This window comes from Geobacillus zalihae NBRC 101842 (genome assembly GCF_001544135.1).
GTDB classification, from domain to species: Bacteria; Bacillota; Bacilli; order Bacillales; family Anoxybacillaceae; genus Geobacillus; species Geobacillus zalihae.
Genome location: NZ_BCPV01000025.1, coordinates 31,351 through 51,896, shown reverse-complemented (window position 1 = coordinate 51,896; position 20,546 = coordinate 31,351). Strand labels below are relative to the sequence as shown.

The window sequence follows — 20,546 nt, the reverse complement described above, 5'->3', positions numbered from 1 at the left end:
AATAAACGAGCAGCCAGTTGCATTGGTGCAATTGGCTGCTTTCGTTTTTTGAGGAAAAAACGATAAGGACCCGCTCAATGTCTCTCTTCCTTTCATCTACTAGTATAGAATGTTAGCAATGTGGGAAACATAGAGGATGGGAGGTGGAGAGCGTGAGGACATCAATAGCAGACCGGAATCAACGCGAACATGTATGCATCGTTTGTGAACAGGAAAAAAAGGAAGGGATTTTCCTTTTTGGCCATTTTCTTTGTTTGGACTGCAACCGGGCGATTGTGCAAACGAATACGGACGACCCGAACTACTCGTTTTATGTGCGGCAGCTGCGCAAAATGTTTACATCGAAAATTCACTCGTAATCAGGGCCTGCATTTGGGCCTGTTTTTATTTGCGATTGACGCGACTCGTGCGTTTTTTCGGACGTTTGTGATACTATATGTTTGATGTTTCTCCTGCATATCCCATGCATTTCGGCAGTCTGCCCGGATGATGGCCGTTCTGGGACAGACAGCAAGGAAAGAGGATGATGATGGATCAAACGAAAACTCCTTTATATGACGCTCTCGTGCACCATTGGGCGCGCCGCCCGGTTTCGTTTCATGTGCCGGGACATAAATACGGCGCTTTGTTTTCGAAACGAGGGCGAGATATGTTTGCGCCGCTGTTGGCGTTGGATGCGACGGAAATTTCCGGCTTGGATGACTTGCATCAGCCTGAGTCGGTGATTGCCGAGGCGCAGGCGCTGGCGGCGGAGCTGTATGGCGTTAGGGAGACGTTTTTCCTTGTGAACGGTTCGACGGCAGGAAATTTGGCAATGATCGCCGCCGTGTGTGATGGAAAGAGGAAGAAAGTGATTGTACAACGCAATTGCCATAAATCGGTGATGCATGCATTGCAACTCATGGAAGCCACTCCTGTTCTACTTGCTCCCGAGTTTGATCGTGATGTGTGTGTCGCTTCGCACATTCGTCCTGAAGCGGTCAAAGAGGCGTTGGCGCTTTATGATGATGTTGCTGCGGTTGTATTGACGAACCCAAATTATTATGGAATGGCCGCCGATTTGACAGAAATCGTCCGTCTAGTTCATGAACATGGCATTCCGGTGCTGGTTGATGAGGCGCATGGCGCCCATTTCGTTGTCGGCCCCCCTTTTCCGACATCGGCGCTTCGCTATGGCGCCGATGTTGTCGTGCAGTCGGCGCATAAAACGTTGCCGGCGATGACGATGGGAGCGTTTTTGCATGTAAACAGCGAGCGGGTTGATCTTGAGCGGTTGAAATATTTTTTGCAGTTGTTTCAGTCAAGCAGCCCGTCTTACCCGATTATGGCGTCGCTCGATTTGGCGCGGAGTTATGTCGCCCAGCTTTCAAAAAGCGATGCGGCGGCGATCGTGGCAGAAATTGAGAAGTTTAAAGCAGCCTTGGCCGATATTGACGGGGTGGCAGTCGTTTGTTCCCGCCATTTTGGCGTACAGACCGACCCGCTGAAAGTAACGGTGCAGACGCGCTGTTCCTTGACCGGGTATGAACTGCAACGTTGGCTTGAGCGCGAAGGGGTGTTTGTCGAGCTTGCTGATCGAATGAACGTGCTTTTCGTTTGCCCGCTGGCGGTAACCGGGCGGCTTCAGGAAGCAGCGGAGAAAATCAAACGAGCGTGGCGCGATTTGCCAGATGGCGAGGCGCCGGTGTGTGACGCTTCGCCTTTTCTCGGACCGCTGCTATCGGTTTTAGTCCCGTATAATGAACTGCGCCATTTGCGGACAAAAGCTGTGGCGCTCGAGGAAGCTGAAGGACATATAGCAGCGGAAACGGTCATTCCATATCCGCCTGGGGTGCCGCTCGTGTGGGTCGGAGAACGGATCGGCAGCGGCCATATTGAACAGATCCGCCAGCTTCTTTGTCAGCGGGCGCACATACAAGGCGGAAGCCGGCTGAAAGATGGTCAGTTGGTTGTATACGAATAGGAAGGATGGAAAGGATGCCGCGAGTGATGAACGGATGCTTTTTTTCGTTTGAAGGGCCGGAAGGAGCCGGCAAAACGACGATGATCAGCAAATTGGAGTCGTTGTTGCGTGAGCGGGGGATTGACGTCGTGGCGACGAGGGAGCCGGGCGGGGTGCGCATTGCCGAGGCGATTCGCTCCATCATTTTAAACTGTGATTATACGGAAATGGACGGGCGGACGGAGGCGCTTTTGTATGCGGCGGCGCGCCGACAGCATTTGCTTGAGAAAATCGTGCCGGCGCTTGAGGCTGGGTGCGTCGTCCTTTGCGACCGGTTTGTTGACAGTTCCCTCGCCTACCAGGGATTTGCCCGCGGGCTTGGCATTGAGGAAGTATGGAAAATTAATGAGTTCGCTATTGATGGGTATATGCCGTCGCTGACGATTTATTTTGATATCGATCCGCAAATTGGGCTTGAACGAATCCGACGGAACCGCGGCCGGGAAGTGAATCGGCTTGACCTTGAAACGTTGTCTTTTCATGAGAAGGTGCGAGAAGGGTATCGGGAACTCGCTAGACGGTTTGCCGACCGCATTGTCGTCATCGACGCGAACCGCCCGCTTGATGATGTATTCGCCGAAACAACAGCCGCGGTGCTTTCCCGTTTGAAAGGAAGATGACAGCGCCATTTCCATGAATCCGACCGTGATGATTCCTAGCGGACATGATAGAATAGAAATAAGAAATCAAGGAAGAGTGATGGCGATGCGATGGGAACAGCTAGCGAAACGCCAGCCGGTGGTGGCGAAAATGCTGCAAAGCGGCTTGGAAAAAGGGCGGATTTCTCATGCGTACTTGTTTGAGGGGCAGCGGGGGACGGGCAAAAAAGCGGCCAGTTTGTTGTTGGCGAAACGTTTGTTTTGTCTGTCCCCAATCGGAGTTTCCCCGTGTCTAGAGTGCCGCAACTGCCGGCGCATCGACTCCGGCAACCACCCTGACGTCCGGGTGATCGGCCCAGATGGAGGATCAATCAAAAAGGAACAAATCGAATGGCTGCAGCAAGAGTTCTCGAAAACAGCGGTCGAGTCGGATAAAAAAATGTACATCGTTGAGCACGCCGATCAAATGACGACAAGCGCTGCCAACAGCCTTCTGAAATTTTTGGAAGAGCCGCATCCGGGGACGGTGGCGGTATTGCTGACTGAGCAATACCACCGCCTGCTAGGGACGATCGTTTCCCGCTGTCAAGTGCTTTCGTTCCGGCCGTTGCCGCCGGCAGAGCTCGCTCAGGGACTTGTCGAGGAGCACGTGCCGTTGCCGTTGGCGCTGTTGGCTGCCCATTTGACAAACAGCTTCGAGGAAGCACTGGCGCTTGCCAAAGATAGTTGGTTTGCCGAGGCGCGAACATTAGTGCTACAATGGTATGAGATGCTAGGCAAGCCGGAGCTGCAGCTTTTGTTTTTCATCCACGACCGCTTGTTTCCGCATTTTTTGGAAAGCCATCAGCTTGACCTTGGACTTGATTTGCTTTTATATTTATACCGCGATTTGTTGCATATTCAAGCCGGGCAGATGGACGGCGTGTTATACCGCGATCAGCTGGACCGCCTGCAACGATGGGCGCTTGCTTGCCCGCAGCGGCGGATTTTGGCTGGCATGGAAGCGATTTTACAAGCGAAAACGCGTTTAAATACAACAAATATGAGCACGGCGTTGCTTGTTGAGCAGCTCGTTCTTCAATTAAAGCGGTAAAGGAGGGAGAGCCGTTGTATACGGTAGTCGGCGTCCGTTTTAAAAAAGCAGGGAAAATTTATTATTTTGACCCTGGCGATGCCGTTATTCCCGTCGGCGAATTCGTCATTGTCGAGACGGTCCGAGGCATTGAGTACGGAAAAGTCGTCATCGCCAATAAACAAGTCGACGAAAACGACATCGTGCTGCCGCTCAAAAAAGTGATCCGCGTGGCGAATGAGAAAGATAAATGGGTTGTGGAAGAAAACAAAAAGGCGGCGCGCGAGGCGTATGACATTTGCTTGCGCAAAGTGGAGGAGCACGGGCTGGAAATGAAGCTCGTCGATGTGGAATATACGTTTGACCGCAATAAAGTGATCTTTTATTTCACTGCCGATGGGCGCGTCGATTTCCGCGAACTTGTGAAGGACTTAGCGTCGATTTTCCGCACGCGCATTGAGCTGCGGCAAATCGGGGTGCGCGACGAGGCGAAAATGCTTGGTGGCATCGGGCCGTGCGGCCGCATGCTTTGTTGTTCGACGTTTTTAGGCGATTTTGAACCGGTGTCGATCAAAATGGCGAAAGATCAAAACTTGTCGCTCAATCCAACGAAAATTTCCGGGTTGTGCGGCCGGCTGATGTGTTGCCTGAAATATGAAAACGAAGAGTATGAGACGGCGAAAGAACAACTCCCGGATTTAGGGGAATATGTCGAAACACCGCACGGCTTCGGCAAAGTCGTCGGCTTGAACATTTTAGAGCGGGTGCTGCAAATCGAGCTTCCAGAATTCGGACGGGTCGTCGAATATACACTCGATGAGCTGATGAAAAACGGGACGTTGTCCATTCGCGTCGCAGATTAATTTGGGGTGGGGCCAGTGGAAAAAGTAGATAAAAAAGAAGTGTTTCGATCAGTGGCCAATATGGAAGAGCAACTTAGTTATTTTTACCGCGAGCTGGTACAGCTGAAACAGCGCGTAACGGAGCTGTTAGAAGAGAATCACCAGCTGCAAATCGAAAATGCTCATTTGCGCCGTCGGCTTGAACAATTGTCAGAAGCATGGGAAGAAGGCAAACGAAAAGGGGACAAACATGGCAAAAAACTCATCGACATTGGCGAAGGGTATGACAATTTAGCCCGCCTTTACCAAGAAGGGTTTCATATTTGTCACATCCATTACGGAAGCATTCGCACCGAGGGCGATTGTTTGTTTTGCTTGTCGTTTTTGAACAAAAACTAAAGGCAGCGCCACCCTTTCCGTTTCGGAAAGGTTATTTTTTTCAATGGAGGATCGTGCGTCATGGTGGAATTGTACGAGGATGAACGGCTCGATTATTTGTTTAACGAAGAGCTCCGCATCATTCAAAGTCCATCTGTATTTTCGTTTTCCCTTGATGCCGTGCTCCTTGCTCATTTTGCCTATATGCCGATTCAAAAGGGGCAGATTGTTGATTTGTGCACGGGCAACGGGGTGATTCCCCTCTTGTTGAGCCGGCGAACAAAAGGGACGATCATCGGCATCGAAATTCAAGAACGGCTTTGCGACATGGCGAGGCGAAGCGTGCAATACAACGGGCTTGAAGGACAAATCGAGATCATACACGGCGACATTAAAGAAGCGCCGCAACGGATCGGTTACAGCCGGTACGATGTCGTCACGTGCAACCCCCCGTATTTTCCGGCAGTCGGCAAAGACGAACTGAGCAAAAATGAACATATCGCCATCGCCCGCCATGAAATTTATTGCACCCTAGAGGATGTGATTCGAGTCAGCAGCCAGCTGTTGAAGCAAGGAGGGAAGGCGGCGTTCGTCCACCGGCCCGGGCGGCTGCTTGACCTTGTGACGCTCATGCGCCAATACCGTCTTGAGCCGAAACGGCTCCGCTTTGTGTACCCGAAAGAGGGCAAAGAGGCGAACATGATTTTAATTGAAGGGACAAAAGATGCAAGCCCGGACTTAAAAGTGTTGCCTCCGCTTGTCGTGTATGATGAGAATAACGAATATACCGAGGAGACGAAGCGGATCTTATATGGCATTATTTCATCTTAAAGGGGCGGAACAAGGATGCTTTGGCAGCAAAAAAGTTTTACCGAACAAACGGAGCAAGGGACGCTGTACATCGTGCCGACGCCGATCGGCAATTTGGAGGATATGACGTTTCGTGCGGTTAGGACGCTTCAGGAAGCTGATGTCATCGCCGCCGAGGACACAAGGCAGACGAAAAAGCTGCTCGCTCATTTCGGCATTCATACGCCGCTCGTCAGCTACCATGAGCATAATAAATACGCGAGCGGCCGGCAGCTTGTCGAATGGCTGAAGGAAGGAAAAACGGTGGCATTGGTGAGCGACGCCGGGATGCCCGGCATTTCCGATCCGGGCTATGAGCTTATTGCTGCGGCGCTTGCCGAGCGCTGCCGCGTCGTCCCTCTTCCTGGAGCGAACGCGGCATTGACAGCGCTTGTCGCCTCCGGGCTGCCCACGGACCGCTTTTTGTTTGTCGGCTTTTTGGAACGGGCGAAAAAAGAGAAAAAAGAGCAGCTGCTGTCATTAAAAACAGCGGCGGAGACGTTAATTTTTTATGAGGCGCCCCACCGCTTGAAAGAAACGCTCGCTCTTATGTATGATATATTCGGCAATCGGCGCATCGCTCTTGGCCGCGAGTTGACGAAACGGTTTGAGGAGTTCATCCGCGGCGATTTAAGCGATGCGGTCGCCTGGGCGGAAGAACATGACACCCGCGGTGAATTTTGCCTCATTGTCGAAGGGGCGCGAGACGGGAATAAACAAGAGCAAGAGGGAGAGGAATGGTGGCAGCCGCTTTCGCTTGTCGAACATGTCGATTATTATATTCGCGAGCACAGCCTTTCCGTCAAGGAGGCGGTGAAACAGGCGGCCAGTGATCGAAATATGTCGAAACGCGACGTTTATCGGCAGTATCATCAACAGCAAGAAGAAGAAAAAAAAGAGTTTCTCTGAAGCCAGAGAAACTTTTTTATTCTTTTTCTTTGTCTGTTGCTGCTTCTAGATGCTGTTGGATCTCCTGCAGCAAAATTTCCGCGCCTTCGCGGCTTAAAATGATTTTGCCGCCGGCCAGTTTGAAGTTGTCGTCCGACACTTCGCCGGTGACGACACACGTCATGTTCGGCTTATACTTTTTCAAAATGATGCGGTCATCGTCAACATAAATTTCCAACGCATCTTTTTCGTTAATATCCAACGTACGTCGCAGCTCAATTGGAATGACGACGCGGCCTAACTCATCGACTTTACGCACGATCCCTGTCGATTTCATCGTCGATTCTCCTCTCCGCAAAAAAGTTTTTTGTCGTTTATTCGTCAATATTCGACAAATTTCCTACAACCTAATCATATCAGTGTTTCCATTAAGCGTCAATCCTTTAATATGTAAAATTTAAAAAAAATGTATATTGTTATTTCAAAAAAAAGTTTGTTTAGAAAGAAAGGAGAAAACGAATGAATTTGCCCATCTAAACTCTATCCTTGTATAACAAATTCGCAGCGATGGTTGAAAACGCGGCCGTATTTTTGCCGGTTTGGGTATATTTTTTCAGCCCACGAGAAATAGATGTTTTTGTAGAATGAAAAAATTATGTAAAATAGAAGTAACGCCGCTCTCGTCGCCGGACGGGGGCTTTTGTGCTCAACAGTACGAGGGAGGGCCTAACCGATGGAGAAAAAAACGTTTTATTTGACGACGCCGATTTATTACCCGAGCGACCGCCTGCATATCGGTCATGCTTACACAACGGTGGCGGGGGACGCCATGGCTCGCTATAAACGGATGCGCGGCTACGATGTCATGTATTTGACCGGCACCGATGAGCATGGGCAAAAAATTCAGCGCAAGGCGGAAGAAAAAGGAGTAACGCCGCAGCAATACGTCGATGAGATCGTCGCTGGCATTCAGGAGCTATGGAAGAAGCTCGACATTTCCTACGACGATTTTATTCGCACAACGCAGGAGCGGCATAAAAAAGTCGTCGAACAAATTTTCACCCGTCTTGTCGAACAAGGCGATATTTATTTGGGCGAATATGAAGGCTGGTATTGTACGCCGTGCGAATCGTTTTACACTGAGCGGCAGCTTGTGGACGGCAACTGTCCGGACTGCGGCCGGCCTGTTGAGAAAGTGAAAGAAGAGTCCTATTTCTTCCGGATGAGCAAATATGTCGACCGCTTGTTGCAATATTACGAAGAAAATCCCGATTTTATCCAACCGGAATCGCGGAAAAATGAGATGATCAACAACTTCATTAAGCCGGGGCTTGAGGATTTGGCTGTGTCCCGGACGACGTTCGATTGGGGCATTAAAGTGCCAGGCAATCCGAAGCATGTCATCTATGTCTGGATCGACGCGCTTGCCAACTATATCACAGCGCTCGGCTACGGCACGGACAACGATGAAAAGTTCCGCAAATATTGGCCGGCGGACGTCCATTTGGTCGGCAAAGAAATCGTCCGTTTCCATACGATTTATTGGCCGATTATATTGATGGCGCTCGGCTTGCCGTTGCCGAAAAAAGTATTCGGCCATGGCTGGTTGCTGATGAAGGATGGAAAAATGTCCAAATCGAAAGGCAATGTCGTCGACCCAGTGACGCTCATCGACCGGTATGGGCTTGATGCGCTCCGCTATTATTTGCTGCGGGAAGTGCCGTTCGGCGCTGATGGCGTGTTTACGCCGGAAGGATTTATTGAGCGCATCAACTATGACTTGGCCAACGACTTAGGCAACTTGTTGCACCGTACCGTGGCGATGATCGAGAAATATTTCGACGGCGTTATTCCGCCATACCGCGGGCCGAAAACACCGTTTGACCAAGAGTTGGTGCAAACGGCGCGCGAAGTGGTGCGTCAATATGAAGAAGCGATGGAGGGAATGGAGTTTTCCGTCGCGCTCGCCGCTGTTTGGCAGTTGATTAGCCGGACGAACAAATATATCGATGAAACGCAGCCATGGGTATTGGCGAAAGACGAACAGAAACGGGATGAGCTTGCCGCCGTCATGACCCACTTGGCTGAATCGCTTCGCCATACGGCAGTGCTGCTCCAGCCGTTTTTGACGCGCACGCCGGAGCGCATGTTCGCTCAGCTCGGCATCACGGATCATTCATTAAAAGAATGGGATAGCTTGTACGATTTCGGCCTCATTCCGGAAGGGACAAAAGTGCAAAAGGGAGAACCGCTCTTCCCGCGCCTCGACATCGAAGCGGAAGTGGAGTACATTAAGGCGCATATGCAAGGGGGCAAACCGGCCGCCGAACCGGTAAAAGAGGAAAAAAAAGCAGCGGAGGCGGCGGAAATTTCGATTGACGAGTTCGCCAAAGTCGATTTGCGCGTCGCTGAAGTCATCCATGCGGAACGTATGAAAAACGCCGATAAGCTGTTGAAGCTTCAGCTTGACCTTGGCGGCGAGAAGCGGCAAGTGATCTCCGGCATTGCTGAGTTTTACAAACCAGAAGAACTCGTCGGCAAAAAAGTCATTTGCGTCGCCAATTTAAAACCAGCCAAGCTTCGCGGCGAATGGTCGGAAGGCATGATTCTAGCCGGAGGCAGCGGCGGGGAATTTTCGCTGGCGACGGTTGATCAACACGTGCCGAATGGAACGAAAATCAAATAACGGTTTGCTTGGCAGGGGGGTGTTGCGCTTGACACCTCCTTGTCGCTATTTTGTAATGGAAATGTTAACGAAATGTGACGTATGTAACCAATTTCTATGCTACACTTAACATCAAGGTGGAAAAGAGGGCATTCGTATGCTGTTTGATACGCACGCACATTTGAATGCAGTCCAATACGAAGAAGATTTGGAACAAGTCATTGAACGCGCCCGCGATGAAGGGGTTTCACACATTGTCGTCGTCGGGTTTGACCGTCCGACGATCGATCGGGCGATCGAGCTGGCCGAGCGGTATCCGTTTATTTATGCGGCGGTTGGCTGGCATCCGGTTGATGCGATCGAGATGACGGACGATGATTTGCAGATGATTGAACAGCTCGCCGCTCACCCGAAAGTCGTGGCGCTCGGCGAGATGGGGCTTGACTACCATTGGGATAAATCGCCGAAAGACGTGCAACAAGAGGTGTTCCGGCAGCAAATCCGGCTGGCTAAAAAGGTGAAGTTGCCGATCATTATTCATAACCGTGAGGCGACGGCAGATATTTTAAAAATTTTGCAAGAGGAAAACGCCGCCGAAATCGGCGGGATTATGCATTGTTTCAGCGGCAGCGTCGAGGTGGCCAAACAGTGCATGGACATGAATTTTCTCATTTCCCTTGGCGGACCGGTCACGTTTAAAAATGCGAAAAAACCGAAGGAAGTGGCGAAGGAGATTCCACTCAGCCATTTATTGATCGAAACCGACTGTCCATATTTAACGCCTCACCCTTTCCGCGGCAAACGAAACGAGCCGAGCTATGTCAAATACGTTGCCGAAGCGATCGCACAGATCAAAAACATTTCTTTTGCCGAAGTAGCGGAAACAACGGCGGAAAATGCCAAAAAATTGTTCGCCATCGACCGCTAAAATTAGGCGTCGAACAGCGGGGAAGCTTGTCGAAGGTGCGGCGAAGACGATAAAATTCTACAAATTCAGCCGATATGAGCCAACCGCGTGTCGACAAGTCTTCCTTCCTTTTTCACTGAATTTTCTGCATAATAGAGTATGCTCGTGCGTACATGTTAAAGGGAGAGGGGAATTCCGTAGAAAAAGGAGGCGTTCATCTGATGTTGCCGAATGGGAGGAAATGGCTGGACTTATGGAGGAAAAACGTGACCGTCACAGCGGGCGGGTTTCTCGCCATCTCCGCGACGACAGGGGTTGCTGGATATGAGATGGCCAAAGACGATGTGACGCTGATCAAAAACGGAAACAAACAAGAAATTCGCACTCATGCGAAAACGGTGAAAGAGCTGCTTGCGGAGCAAAACATTCAGCCGCGCAAAGAAGATTATGTTTATCCGTCCTTGCATTCGCCGATCACCGACGATCTCCATATTGTTTGGGAAGCAAGCAAAGAAGTGACGCTGACAGTCAATGGAAAAAAGAAAAAGATATGGACGACAGCCGATACGGTCGCGGAGCTGCTCCGTTCGCAGCACGTGGCGGTCGGGGCGTATGACAAAGTGGCGCCGGCGCTTTCGGCGAAAATTCAAAAAGGCATGGACATCGGCGTTGAAAAGGCGTTTCCAGTCCACGTCAATGTCGGCGGTAAACAACAGCAGGTATGGACAACTTCGACTACGGTCGCTGACTTTTTGAAGCAGCAAGGGATTCAGCTAGGTCAACTCGATCGGATAGAGCCCTCCTTGCATGAAACGGTCAAAGAACAGATGACCATTCGCGTGATCCGAGTAAAAAAAGTCACCGATGTAGTGGAAGAACCCGTCGACTTTGCCGTGGTGACAAAACGGGATGACTCATTGCCGAAAGGAGAGCGGCGCGTCATTCAGCCTGGAGAAAAAGGGATGGTTCAAAAAACGTATGAGGTGACATTGGAAAACGGCAAAGAAACGGCGCGCAAACTAATCGCTGTGAAAACGCTAAAAGAAAGCAAGGCGCGCATTGTCGCCATCGGCACGAAAACGGTGCGCCAAGCTGCCGCGCCCGACCGCCCGTCCTCGCGCGGCTCGGACCATGCCGCGAAGGAATTTTACGTCACCGCCACCGCCTACACTGCCTATTGTGCAGGCTGTTCAGGCATAACAAGCACGGGCATCAACTTGCGCAAAAATCCTTCCGCTAAAGTGATTGCGGTCGACCCGTCCATCATCCCCCTTGGGTCGAGAGTGTATGTGGAAGGATACGGATATGCCATTGCCGCTGACACCGGCTCAGGCATCCGCGGATATAAAATTGATGTGTTTTTCCCGGAACGGTCGGATGCGTTTCGTTGGGGCAGAAAGCGCGTGAAAATACGGGTATTGCCATAGAGATGCGATGGGAGAACGAAGCGGAGGGTTTTTTCCCTCTGCTTTTTTTCGCTATAATGGCATTGTGCCGCGACAATGCGCGCCGCTTCTGCTAAATTAGACGATGCAAACGGAAAAAAGTTTCAGCGAAATTCAAAAAATAATAAGGGAATGAAGCGGCTTTCGGCGATGATTCGCCTTACTTTTGATTTTACCGGAAAGGAGGCATTGCAGAAATAGGAAAAAGGGACGATTCCGTTGTTTCTGCAATGGGAGGATGAAGATCAAAGAAGTGATCGTTGTGGAAGGAAAAGATGATACGGCGGCGATCCGGCGCGCCGTCGATGCCGATACAATCGAGACAAACGGAGCAGCAGTGGGCGCGGATGTCATTGAGCGGATCAAGCTGGCGAAAGAGCGCCGCGGCGTGATCATTTTTACCGATCCCGATTTTCCCGGCGAAAAAATTCGCCGCACGATTGCCGAACAGGTGCCAGGGTGCAAGCATGCCTTTTTGCCGCGCGAGGCGGCCAAAGCGAAAAACGGCAAGGGCATCGGGGTTGAGCACGCGTCCCCTGACGAAATCCGTCGGGCGCTCGCCAACGTGTATGAAGAGGCGTCGGATTGGAAGGAAGAAATTACGTTTGCTGAACTGATCGAGGCTGGGTTGATCGGCGGCGCGATGGCGCGCCGGCGGCGGCAGCGTCTTGGCGAGGAGCTGAAAATCGGCTATGCGAACGGTCGGCAGTTTCATAAGCGGCTGCAAGTGTTCCGCATTTCCCGTGATGCTTTTTATGCCGCGTTAGCGCACGTGATGCAGGAGGAGGCGGACGATGTATAAAGATATTGCAACACCGGGGCGGACGAAAGAAATTTTGGAGCGATATGGCTTTTCGTTTAAAAAGAGCCTTGGGCAAAACTTTTTGATCGATGCGAACATTTTGCGGAAAATCGTGGATGTTGCCGACATCTCCCCTGATACAGGAGCGATTGAAATCGGACCAGGCATCGGAGCGTTGACGGAACAATTGGCGCGGCGGGCGAAAAAAGTCGTCGCTTTCGAAATCGACGGCCGACTGTTGCCCATTTTGGCCGACACGCTGTCTCCTTATGACAATGTGCGCATCTTTCACCAAGATGTATTAAAGGCCGACTTGCATGCCGTCATCGCCGAGGAATTGGCTGATGTAAGCGACCGGATGGTCGTCGCCAACTTACCTTATTATGTGACGACACCGATCATTATGAAGCTGCTTACCGAGCGGTTGCCGATCCGCGGCATGGTCGTCATGCTGCAAAAAGAAGTCGCCGACCGTCTTGCCGCTAAGCCAGGGACGAAAGATTACGGCTCGCTGACGATCGCTGTGCAGTATTATACCGAAGCGGAAGTCATCATGACGGTGCCGCGCACCGTCTTTATGCCGCAGCCGAACGTTGATTCTGCTGTCATCCGGCTCGTAAAGCGGCAGCATCCGCCTGTTGTTGTCGACGATGAGGGCGTGTTTTTCCAAGTGGTGCGGGCAAGCTTCGCCCAGCGCCGCAAAACGCTGTTCAACAACTTAACAAACAATTTGCCGGGAGGAAAAGAGAACAAAGAGCAAATTGAACGAGTGCTCGTTGCTTTGGGCATTGACCCGCGCCGACGCGGAGAGACGCTTGACATCGCTGAGTTTGCTTCATTAAGCAACGCGTTGGCACCGCTTTTCGGCAAATGAAGGAGTCGTAAAGAAAGCGCTCCTCTGGGGGGCAGCGGTCTTTTCGTCAACCAAAGCCGTCCAAACAGGCGTCTATCACCTATTGTCCGCACGTGCATATCGTATGGATGACAACGATTATGCAATGGAGTGAGCGGTGATGGACGTCATTAAAATCGGCGATATTGTCGCCCGCAAGTCTTACCAATGTGATTTATTGTTCCGAGTGATTGATATGAAAGAAAAAAACGGCGAGTGGGAAGCGATTTTGTATGGTGAAGATGTGCGCCTCGTCGCGGACGCTCCGTGCAGCGATTTAGTCGTCATCGATGAGCAGGAGCAACAGGAACGGAAAAAGCGGGAAATCGAGCTGATCGAACAATCGTATCGGCTTTTTCGCCAAGATTATCAGGCGATCAAGCAAAAAGTCGAATATCGGGCGACCGGCGGATACCGGGTGGAGAAAGATTTTTTTCAAATTCCGGGGCGCGTCCTCCATTTGGATGGCGACCCGTTATATTTGCGCAAATGTATGGATTTGTATGAGCGGATCGGCGTGCCGGTGCACGGCATTTACTGCGAGGAAAGCGAAATGCCGGAAAAAGTTGGCTACTGGATCGAGCAGTTTCGCCCTGATATTTTAGTCATCACCGGGCATGATTCGTATTCGAAGTCAAAAGGAAAGGTGCATGAGTTAAAAGCGTACCGCCATTCGCGCCATTTTGTGCAAACGGTGAAAGAGGCGCGCAAAAAAGTGCCCCATTTGGACCAACTGATCATTTTCGCCGGCGCCTGCCAGTCGCACTTTGAGTCGCTCATCCGCGCTGGGGCGAATTTTGCCAGTTCACCAGCGCGGGTGAACATTCATGCTCTGGACCCCGTCTATATCGTTTCGCGCCTCAGCTTCACCCCGTTCACCGAAACGGTCGACGTATGGGATGTGTTGCGCAACACGTTAACCGGGGAAAAGGGGCTTGGTGGGGTGGAAACGAAAGGCGTGCTCCGCACCGGGATGCCGTTTCGCCTCATTGAGGATCGAGAGGAAAACCGCCGCAGTTGATGGGCGGTTTTTTCTATACGTCCGTCGCATTTTTTTACAAAAAAGTTCCACATCACACATAAAAAGAAGGATATTGTAGAAAAATATACATTGACAGAAATAAAAATGCCCTGATATAATTTTTATTTTTTGACTTTAGACATCATCTTTGTTATAATTACAAATAGTGAGGTGGATGATGAATGCCAAAGACTTTATCCGATATTAAAAAAACGCTGGATTCCAATATCGGGAAACGGTTGACGCTGCGGGCCAACGGCGGACGCAGAAAAATGATTGAGCGTTGTGGTATTTTGGCGGAAACATATCCATCCGTATTTGTCATTGAGCTGGATCAAAAAGAGAATTCGTTTGAACGCGTATCGTTCAGCTACGCCGACGTATTGACAGAGACGGTAAAGTTGACGTTTTGGGATGATGAGCAAGCAGGGGGGCAGTAGACAGATTTGTTTGCTGCTTTTTTGCTTTTTGTTTTTTGTTTTGTCATAAATAGGTGACGTGAACGACTCCCACTTCGCTTTGCTTGAAGCGGGAGTTTTCTTTCGGAACTATGATAAAACCGCCCCCTTTATTTCATACTAAAACTGCCGCAGCCGCCTTTTGCCCGGCCAAATGCAAAGCCGGCTTGTTGATGCGCCGGCGGGTTGCCAAACGTTTCATGCCATAGCGCCAATGAACATGGAAAGGGGTTGCTGACATTGGGTCGACGCCGCGGGATTATGTCGCAACGCTTGAAAGAAGAGCTGGCGAAAGAGTTGGGCTTTTACGATGTCGTGCAACGTGAGGGGTGGGGCGCCATCCGCGCGAAAGACGCAGGAAACATGGTCAGATTGGCGATTGAACGGGCGGAGCGGCAGCTGGCCGGAACAACGGAATAGCGCCGGCAGCGGGGCGTGTTGCGGCGAGGGTGTCCCGCGAACGGGGCGCCCTTTTTTTGCATACATATATTGTTTGGCGTCGTCGCCAGAACATGGTAATATGATAAAATGGGTTGACGAAAGAAAGGCGGATGAGACGGGGCAAAGACGGCGGAGACGGAAAGCAGCCGATGGATGCCGATCCGCTTATTCATGATTGCGCGTGGAAGTAGGTGAGGATGAGTGAGGTTGTCGATAAAAGCGCCGGCGAAAATCAATTTGTCACTCGACGTTCTTTATAAGCGCCCGGATGGTTACCATGAAGTGAAAATGGTGATGACGACGATCGATTTGGCCGATCGCATTGAGCTTGTCGCGTTGCCGGAGGAAGATGCGATCCGCATCGTTTCGCAAAACCGCTTTGTGCCCGATGATTGCCGCAACTTGGCGTATCAGGCGGCGAAGCTTCTTAAAGAGACGTTTTCGATCCGCCAAGGGGTGGCCATTTCGATTACGAAGCATATTCCGGTGGCCGCCGGATTGGCGGGAGGAAGCAGCGATGCGGCGGCGACGCTGCGCGGGTTGAACAAGCTTTGGCAACTCGGATTGACGCTCGATGAACTGGCAGAGCTTGGGGCGAAAATCGGCTCGGATGTCGCTTTTTGCGTCTACGGCGGAACCGCCTTGGCGACGGGGCGCGGGGAAGTCATCACTCCGATCGCTTCACCGCCGCCGTGCTGGGTTGTGCTGGCCAAGCCCCCGATCGGTGTATCGACGGCGGAAGTGTACCGAAACTTGGAACTTGAGCGTGTCAGCCATCCGGACGTCGATGCGATGGTGAGAGCGATCGAGCGGCAAGATTATGCGGCGATCTGCCGGTTGGTCGGCAATGTTCTTGAGGAAGTGACGTTGAAAAAATATCCGGAAGTCGCGCATATTAAAGAACAAATGAAGCGGTTTGGCGCTGATGCGGTGCTGATGAGCGGCAGCGGGCCGACCGTGTTTGGACTGATCGAGCACGATTCCAGAATGCAGCGGGTATACAATGGGTTGCGCGGCTTTTGTGACCAAGTGTTTGCGGTGAGAATGTTAGGAGAACGACATTCTCTTGATTAAACACGTACATTTTTGTTAAAATATATTTATAATATTCGGTTTCAGGAGGTCGGCTATGAAGCTAAGGCGAAGCGGCCGTTTAGTTGATATGACGCATTATCTTCTTGAACGGCCACATCAGCTCATTCCGCTGACATTTTTTGCCGAGCGGTACGAATCGGCCAAATCGTCGATCAGCGAAGATTTGGCCATCATTAAGCAGACGTTCGAGCAGCAAGGAATCGGAACCGTTCGGACGCTGCCCGGCGCTGCCGGCGGCGTGCAATACATTCCAAAAATGGATGCTGAGGAAGCGGAAGAAGTGGTTGCGTATTTGTGTGAACAACTGTCGCGTCCGGATCGGCTTCTTCCCGGCGGATATTTGTATATGACCGACATTCTTGGCGATCCCCGCATTATGAACAAAATCGGCCGCCTTTATGCGTCGATGTTTGCCGACCGTCCGGTGGATGTCGTCATGACGATCGCCACCAATGGGATTCCGTTCGCGTATGCCATCGCCAACTTTTTGTATGTGCCCGTTGTCATCGTCCGCCATGACAATAAAGTGACAGAAGGACCGATGGTAAGCATCAATTACGTATCCGGCTCGTCCAAACGCATCCAAACGATGGTCCTATCGAAGCGCAGCTTAGCGGAAGGAGCCAATGTGCTCATCGTTGACGATTTTATGAAGGCGGGGGGTACAATCAACGGCATGATCAGTTTGCTTCAGGAGTTTAACGGCAATGTCTCCGGCATTGGCGTGCTCGTGGAGTCGGAAGAGGCAAAAGAGCGATTGGTCGATGAATACATTTCGCTCGTCAAACTGTCCGAGGTGGATGTAAAAGAAAAGAGGATCTCTGTTAAGGAAGGCAATTACAAAGCGTTTTTGTAGCAGCTTGCTGCTTGACATAAAAATCAAGAAAGGAGACTGGCTCATGAGAAAAGTAGAGACAACGAAGGCGCCGCAAGCGATCGGCCCGTATTCGCAAGGCATCATCGTCAACAACATGTTTTACAGCTCGGGGCAAATCCCGCTCACCCCAGAAGGGGAACTGGTGAAAGGCGACATTCAGGCGCAGACGCATCAAGTGTTCCAAAACTTGAAAGCCGTATTGGAAGCGGCCGGAGCTTCGCTCGATACAGTGGTGAAAACGACCGTATTTTTAAAAAATATGGATGATTTTGCGGCGATGAATGAAGTGTACAGCCAATACTTCCCGAACCATAAGCCGGCGCGCTCATGCGTGGAAGTAGCCCGGCTGCCGAAAGATGTCCTTGTCGAAATTGAAGTCGTTGCCCTCGTTCCGTAATGATTAGCCCCACTTTTTCCCTACATAAAAATTTATAAAAAATTTTTCGAAAAAAGAAGGAAATGACTCGAACACGTGGAATTCATTACATCGAGTCTCATATAGGGGAAAAGGTGGTGAGCAAAATGGAAGTGACAGACGTAAGATTACGCCGCGTCAATACCGAAGGACGGATGAAAGCGATCGCCTCCATTACGTTGGACAACGAGTTCGTCGTCCATGACATCCGCGTCATCGACGGAAACAATGGGCTGTTTGTCGCGATGCCGAGCAAGCGCACACCAGATGGGGAGTTCCGTGATATCGCTCATCCGATCAATTCCGCCACGCGCGGGAAAATCCAGGAGGCGATCCTCGCTGAATATCACCGCCTCGGGAAGTTGGAAGAAGAACTTGAAGAAGCTGGCGCTTCGTAAACATATGAAAGGGAGCTTAGGTGAAATTCACCAAGCTCTCTATTTTTTTGAAAGCCGTATTGTTTCCTTGAAAAGTGCCACTGATTCATATATATTCAATTATGGATAAAAGGGTAATTGGAGGCCTTTCACATGAAACGATATGCGGTCATTTTGGCGGCCGGACAAGGGACGAGGATGAAATCGAAGCGGTATAAAGTGCTTCATCCCATTTGCGGCAAGCCAATGGTTCAGCACGTCATCGACCAAGTGTCAAAGCTTGGGGTGGAAAAAGCGATTGCGGTAGTGGGATTTGGAGCGGAACAAGTGAAAGAACAGCTCGGCTCCCAGTGTGAATATGCCCTGCAGGAGGAGCAACTCGGGACGGCGCATGCAGTCATGCAGGCGGCTCCGCATTTGCGCGGTCTTGAAGGAGTGACGATTGTCGTCTGTGGGGATACGCCGCTCATCACCGCTGAGACGATGGAGATGCTCATCGAGCATCATATGGCCGCCAAGGCGAAGGCGACCGTGTTGACGGCCATCGCTGATGATCCGTCCGGATATGGCCGCATTGTCCGCAACGAGGCTGGCCATGTCGAGAAAATTGTCGAACATAAAGATGCGAGCGAGCAAGAGCGGAACATCCGCGAGATTAACACAGGAACGTACTGTTTTGACAATGAGACACTGTTTCAAGCGCTTACAAAGGTGACGAATCAAAACGCTCAAGGCGAATATTATTTAACGGATGTGATTGAAATTATCAAAGCGGACGGCGGCGTTGTATCCGCCTATCAGGCGCCGTCGTTTGAAGAAACGATCGGTGTAAACGACCGCATCGCTCTCGCTGAAGCGGAGCGGATCATGCGTGCTCGCATTTGCCGTCAACATATGAAAAACGGAGTCACGATCATCGATCCGGCTTCCACTTATATTTCCGCCGAGGCGGTGATCGGGCGTGACACAGTCATTTACCCCGGCACGGTGATTGAAGGCGAGACAGTGATCGGTGAGGATTGCGTCATTGGGCCCAATTCGGAAATTAAAAATTGCTATATCGGCCATCGCACATCGATTCGCCATTCGGTCGCCCATGACAGCGAGATTGGTTCGGATGTGACGATCGGCCCGTTCGCCCATATTCGTCCGCTGTCAAAAATCGACGATGAGGTGCGGATCGGCAATTTCGTCGAGGTGAAAAAATCGACGTTTGGCAAAGGAAGCAAGGCGTCGCACTTGAGTTATATCGGCGATGCTGAAGTCGGCGCCGATGTCAATCTTGGCTGCGGGTCGATTACGGTCAACTACGACGGCGTGAATAAGCATATGACCAAAATCGAAGACGGGGCGTTTATCGGTTGCAACGTCAATTTGATCGCCCCTGTTACGGTCGGTCAAGGCGCTTACGTCGCCGCGGGATCGACGATTACAGACGACGTTCCCGGCCGCGCACTTGCCATTGCCCGCGCCCGGCAAGTCAATAAAGAACATTATGTTGATCGCCTGCCAGGCAAGAAAAAATCTTAGCGGAGGTCTATCATGTCTGACTGTCAGCATCAATTAAAATTGTTCGCTCTGAACTCGAACATGAAGTTGGCGAAGGAAATTGCAGAAGTCATGGGAATCGAGCTCGGCAAATGTTCCGTTTCCCGTTTCAGCGACGGGGAAATTCAAATCAACATTGAAGAAAGCATCCGCGGCGACGATGTGTTCGTCATTCAATCGACGAGCGTGCCGGTCAATGAGCATTTGATGGAGCTGCTTATCATGATCGACGCGTTAAAGCGCGCCTCGGCCCGCACGATCAATATCGTGATGCCGTATTACGGCTATGCCCGTCAAGACCGGAAAGCGCGTTCGCGCGAACCGATTACAGCGAAGCTGGTCGCCAACTTGCTCGAGACGGCCGGGGCGTCGCGCGTCATCACGCTTGATTTGCATGCCCCTCAAATTCAAGGATTTTTCGATATTCCAATCGATCATTTGATGGGTGTGCCCATTTTGGCGGATTATTTCAAAAGCAAACAATTGGAGGATATTGTCGTCGTCTCTCCGGACCATGGCGGTGTCACAAGGGCGCGCAAGCTCGCTGACCGTTTGAAAGCACCGATCGCCATTATTGATAAGCGCCGGCCGAAGCCGAACGTGGCGGAAGTGATGAACATTGTCGGGCAAGTGGCGGGGAAAACGGCTATTTTGATTGATGACATTATCGATACGGCCGGCACGATTACCCTTGCAGCCAACGCCCTCGCCGAGAATGGGGCGAAAGAAGTGTATGCATGTTGCACCCATCCGGTGCTGTCCGGTCCGGCGATTGAGCGCATCCAAAATTCCAGAATCAAGGAGCTTGTCGTCACCAATTCAATTGCCTTGCCAGAAGAGAAAAAAATTGATAAAATTGTAGAGCTGTCGGTGGCGCCGCTCATTGCCGAGGCCATTAGCCGCGTGTATGAAATGAAGTCTGTCAGCGTCCTGTTCGACTAACGCAGGAAAACATGTTTAGCCCTTCTTGTTT

General features: G+C 51.1%; 23 protein-coding genes. 22 read left to right on the top strand and 1 reads right to left on the bottom strand.

Annotated features, from left to right (window positions below; translation table 11 throughout):
• Positions 1-152 precede the first annotated feature (152 nt).
• The 8 genes from GZ1_RS08870 (at position 153) to rsmI (ending at position 6,651) form a co-directional block, all read left to right on the top strand.
• A complete protein-coding gene (locus GZ1_RS08870; RefSeq protein WP_011229538.1) occupies positions 153-359 on the top strand; it encodes a sigma factor G inhibitor Gin in 207 nt (68 codons plus the stop codon).
• Positions 360-529: 170 nt separating this feature from the next.
• Positions 530-1,963, top strand: a complete 1,434-nt coding sequence (locus GZ1_RS08865) for an aminotransferase class I/II-fold pyridoxal phosphate-dependent enzyme (protein WP_060788333.1) — start codon at positions 530-532, stop codon at positions 1,961-1,963.
• A 26-nt stretch (positions 1,964-1,989) separates the two neighbouring features.
• Complete coding sequence (gene tmk, locus GZ1_RS08860; RefSeq protein WP_033006941.1) at positions 1,990-2,622, top strand: dTMP kinase; 633 nt, start codon at positions 1,990-1,992, stop codon at positions 2,620-2,622.
• A gap of 79 nt (positions 2,623-2,701) precedes the next feature.
• Complete coding sequence (gene holB, locus GZ1_RS08855; protein ID WP_012820431.1) at positions 2,702-3,694, top strand: DNA polymerase III subunit delta'; 993 nt, start codon at positions 2,702-2,704, stop codon at positions 3,692-3,694.
• Between the two features lie 14 nt (positions 3,695-3,708).
• Positions 3,709-4,536 (top strand): PSP1 domain-containing protein, encoded by an 828-nt coding sequence (locus tag GZ1_RS08850; RefSeq protein WP_011229542.1) that lies wholly within the window; start codon positions 3,709-3,711, stop codon positions 4,534-4,536.
• 15 nt (positions 4,537-4,551) lie between these two features.
• Entirely contained in the window at positions 4,552-4,914 is a 363-nt protein-coding gene (yabA, locus tag GZ1_RS08845) for a DNA replication initiation control protein YabA (protein WP_011229543.1), read from the top strand.
• Positions 4,915-4,974: 60 nt separating this feature from the next.
• Positions 4,975-5,724: a tRNA1(Val) (adenine(37)-N6)-methyltransferase gene (locus GZ1_RS08840; protein WP_012820433.1), complete on the top strand. Its 750-nt coding sequence runs from the start codon at positions 4,975-4,977 to the stop codon at positions 5,722-5,724.
• A gap of 15 nt (positions 5,725-5,739) precedes the next feature.
• Positions 5,740-6,651, top strand: a complete 912-nt coding sequence (rsmI, locus tag GZ1_RS08835; RefSeq protein ID WP_060788332.1) for a 16S rRNA (cytidine(1402)-2'-O)-methyltransferase — start codon at positions 5,740-5,742, stop codon at positions 6,649-6,651.
• A gap of 16 nt (positions 6,652-6,667) precedes the next feature.
• Here the strand turns inward: rsmI and abrB are convergent, their stop codons facing one another.
• The gene (abrB, locus tag GZ1_RS08830; protein WP_011229546.1) at positions 6,668-6,967 is read right to left on the bottom strand and encodes a transition state genes transcriptional regulator AbrB; all 300 of its coding nucleotides are present in this window, start codon (positions 6,965-6,967) and stop codon (positions 6,668-6,670) included.
• A 396-nt stretch (positions 6,968-7,363) separates the two neighbouring features.
• On the opposite strand from abrB, the gene metG reads away from it, so the two are divergent.
• From metG to GZ1_RS08755, 14 genes are all read left to right on the top strand, one after another.
• A complete protein-coding gene (metG, locus tag GZ1_RS08825; protein WP_015373699.1) occupies positions 7,364-9,316 on the top strand; it encodes a methionine--tRNA ligase in 1,953 nt (650 codons plus the stop codon).
• A 136-nt stretch (positions 9,317-9,452) separates the two neighbouring features.
• The gene (locus GZ1_RS08820; RefSeq protein WP_011229548.1) at positions 9,453-10,223 is read left to right on the top strand and encodes a TatD family hydrolase; all 771 of its coding nucleotides are present in this window, start codon (positions 9,453-9,455) and stop codon (positions 10,221-10,223) included.
• 200 nt (positions 10,224-10,423) lie between these two features.
• Positions 10,424-11,629, top strand: a complete 1,206-nt coding sequence (locus GZ1_RS08815; protein WP_015373700.1) for a G5 and 3D domain-containing protein — start codon at positions 10,424-10,426, stop codon at positions 11,627-11,629.
• 256 nt (positions 11,630-11,885) lie between these two features.
• Positions 11,886-12,449 (top strand): ribonuclease M5, encoded by a 564-nt coding sequence (gene rnmV / locus GZ1_RS08810; protein ID WP_014194568.1) that lies wholly within the window; start codon positions 11,886-11,888, stop codon positions 12,447-12,449.
• The gene (gene rsmA, locus GZ1_RS08805; RefSeq protein ID WP_011229551.1) at positions 12,442-13,323 is read left to right on the top strand and encodes a 16S rRNA (adenine(1518)-N(6)/adenine(1519)-N(6))-dimethyltransferase RsmA; all 882 of its coding nucleotides are present in this window, start codon (positions 12,442-12,444) and stop codon (positions 13,321-13,323) included. Before rnmV ends, rsmA begins: the two co-directional genes overlap by 8 nt.
• 139 nt (positions 13,324-13,462) lie before the next feature.
• Complete coding sequence (gene yabG, locus GZ1_RS08800; protein WP_011229552.1) at positions 13,463-14,362, top strand: sporulation peptidase YabG; 900 nt, start codon at positions 13,463-13,465, stop codon at positions 14,360-14,362.
• A gap of 182 nt (positions 14,363-14,544) precedes the next feature.
• A complete protein-coding gene (veg, locus tag GZ1_RS08795) occupies positions 14,545-14,802 on the top strand; it encodes a biofilm formation stimulator Veg (protein WP_011229553.1) in 258 nt (85 codons plus the stop codon).
• A 258-nt stretch (positions 14,803-15,060) separates the two neighbouring features.
• Positions 15,061-15,240, top strand: a complete 180-nt coding sequence (locus GZ1_RS08790; protein ID WP_013143961.1) for a small, acid-soluble spore protein, alpha/beta type — start codon at positions 15,061-15,063, stop codon at positions 15,238-15,240.
• 222 nt (positions 15,241-15,462) lie between these two features.
• Entirely contained in the window at positions 15,463-16,335 is an 873-nt protein-coding gene (gene ispE / locus GZ1_RS08780; protein ID WP_015373701.1) for a 4-(cytidine 5'-diphospho)-2-C-methyl-D-erythritol kinase, read from the top strand.
• Between the two features lie 55 nt (positions 16,336-16,390).
• Positions 16,391-17,212: a pur operon repressor gene (purR, locus tag GZ1_RS08775; RefSeq protein ID WP_015373702.1), complete on the top strand. Its 822-nt coding sequence runs from the start codon at positions 16,391-16,393 to the stop codon at positions 17,210-17,212.
• Positions 17,213-17,255: 43 nt separating this feature from the next.
• Complete coding sequence (locus GZ1_RS08770) at positions 17,256-17,630, top strand: RidA family protein (protein WP_011229557.1); 375 nt, start codon at positions 17,256-17,258, stop codon at positions 17,628-17,630.
• Between the two features lie 125 nt (positions 17,631-17,755).
• The gene (gene spoVG, locus GZ1_RS08765) at positions 17,756-18,046 is read left to right on the top strand and encodes a septation regulator SpoVG (RefSeq protein ID WP_003247437.1); all 291 of its coding nucleotides are present in this window, start codon (positions 17,756-17,758) and stop codon (positions 18,044-18,046) included.
• A gap of 132 nt (positions 18,047-18,178) precedes the next feature.
• Positions 18,179-19,555 (top strand): bifunctional UDP-N-acetylglucosamine diphosphorylase/glucosamine-1-phosphate N-acetyltransferase GlmU, encoded by a 1,377-nt coding sequence (gene glmU, locus GZ1_RS08760; protein ID WP_011229558.1) that lies wholly within the window; start codon positions 18,179-18,181, stop codon positions 19,553-19,555.
• Between the two features lie 12 nt (positions 19,556-19,567).
• On the top strand, positions 19,568-20,515 hold the full coding sequence (locus GZ1_RS08755) for a ribose-phosphate diphosphokinase (protein ID WP_011229559.1): 948 nt from the start codon (positions 19,568-19,570) through the stop codon (positions 20,513-20,515).
• The last annotated feature ends 31 nt before the right edge of the window (positions 20,516-20,546 follow it).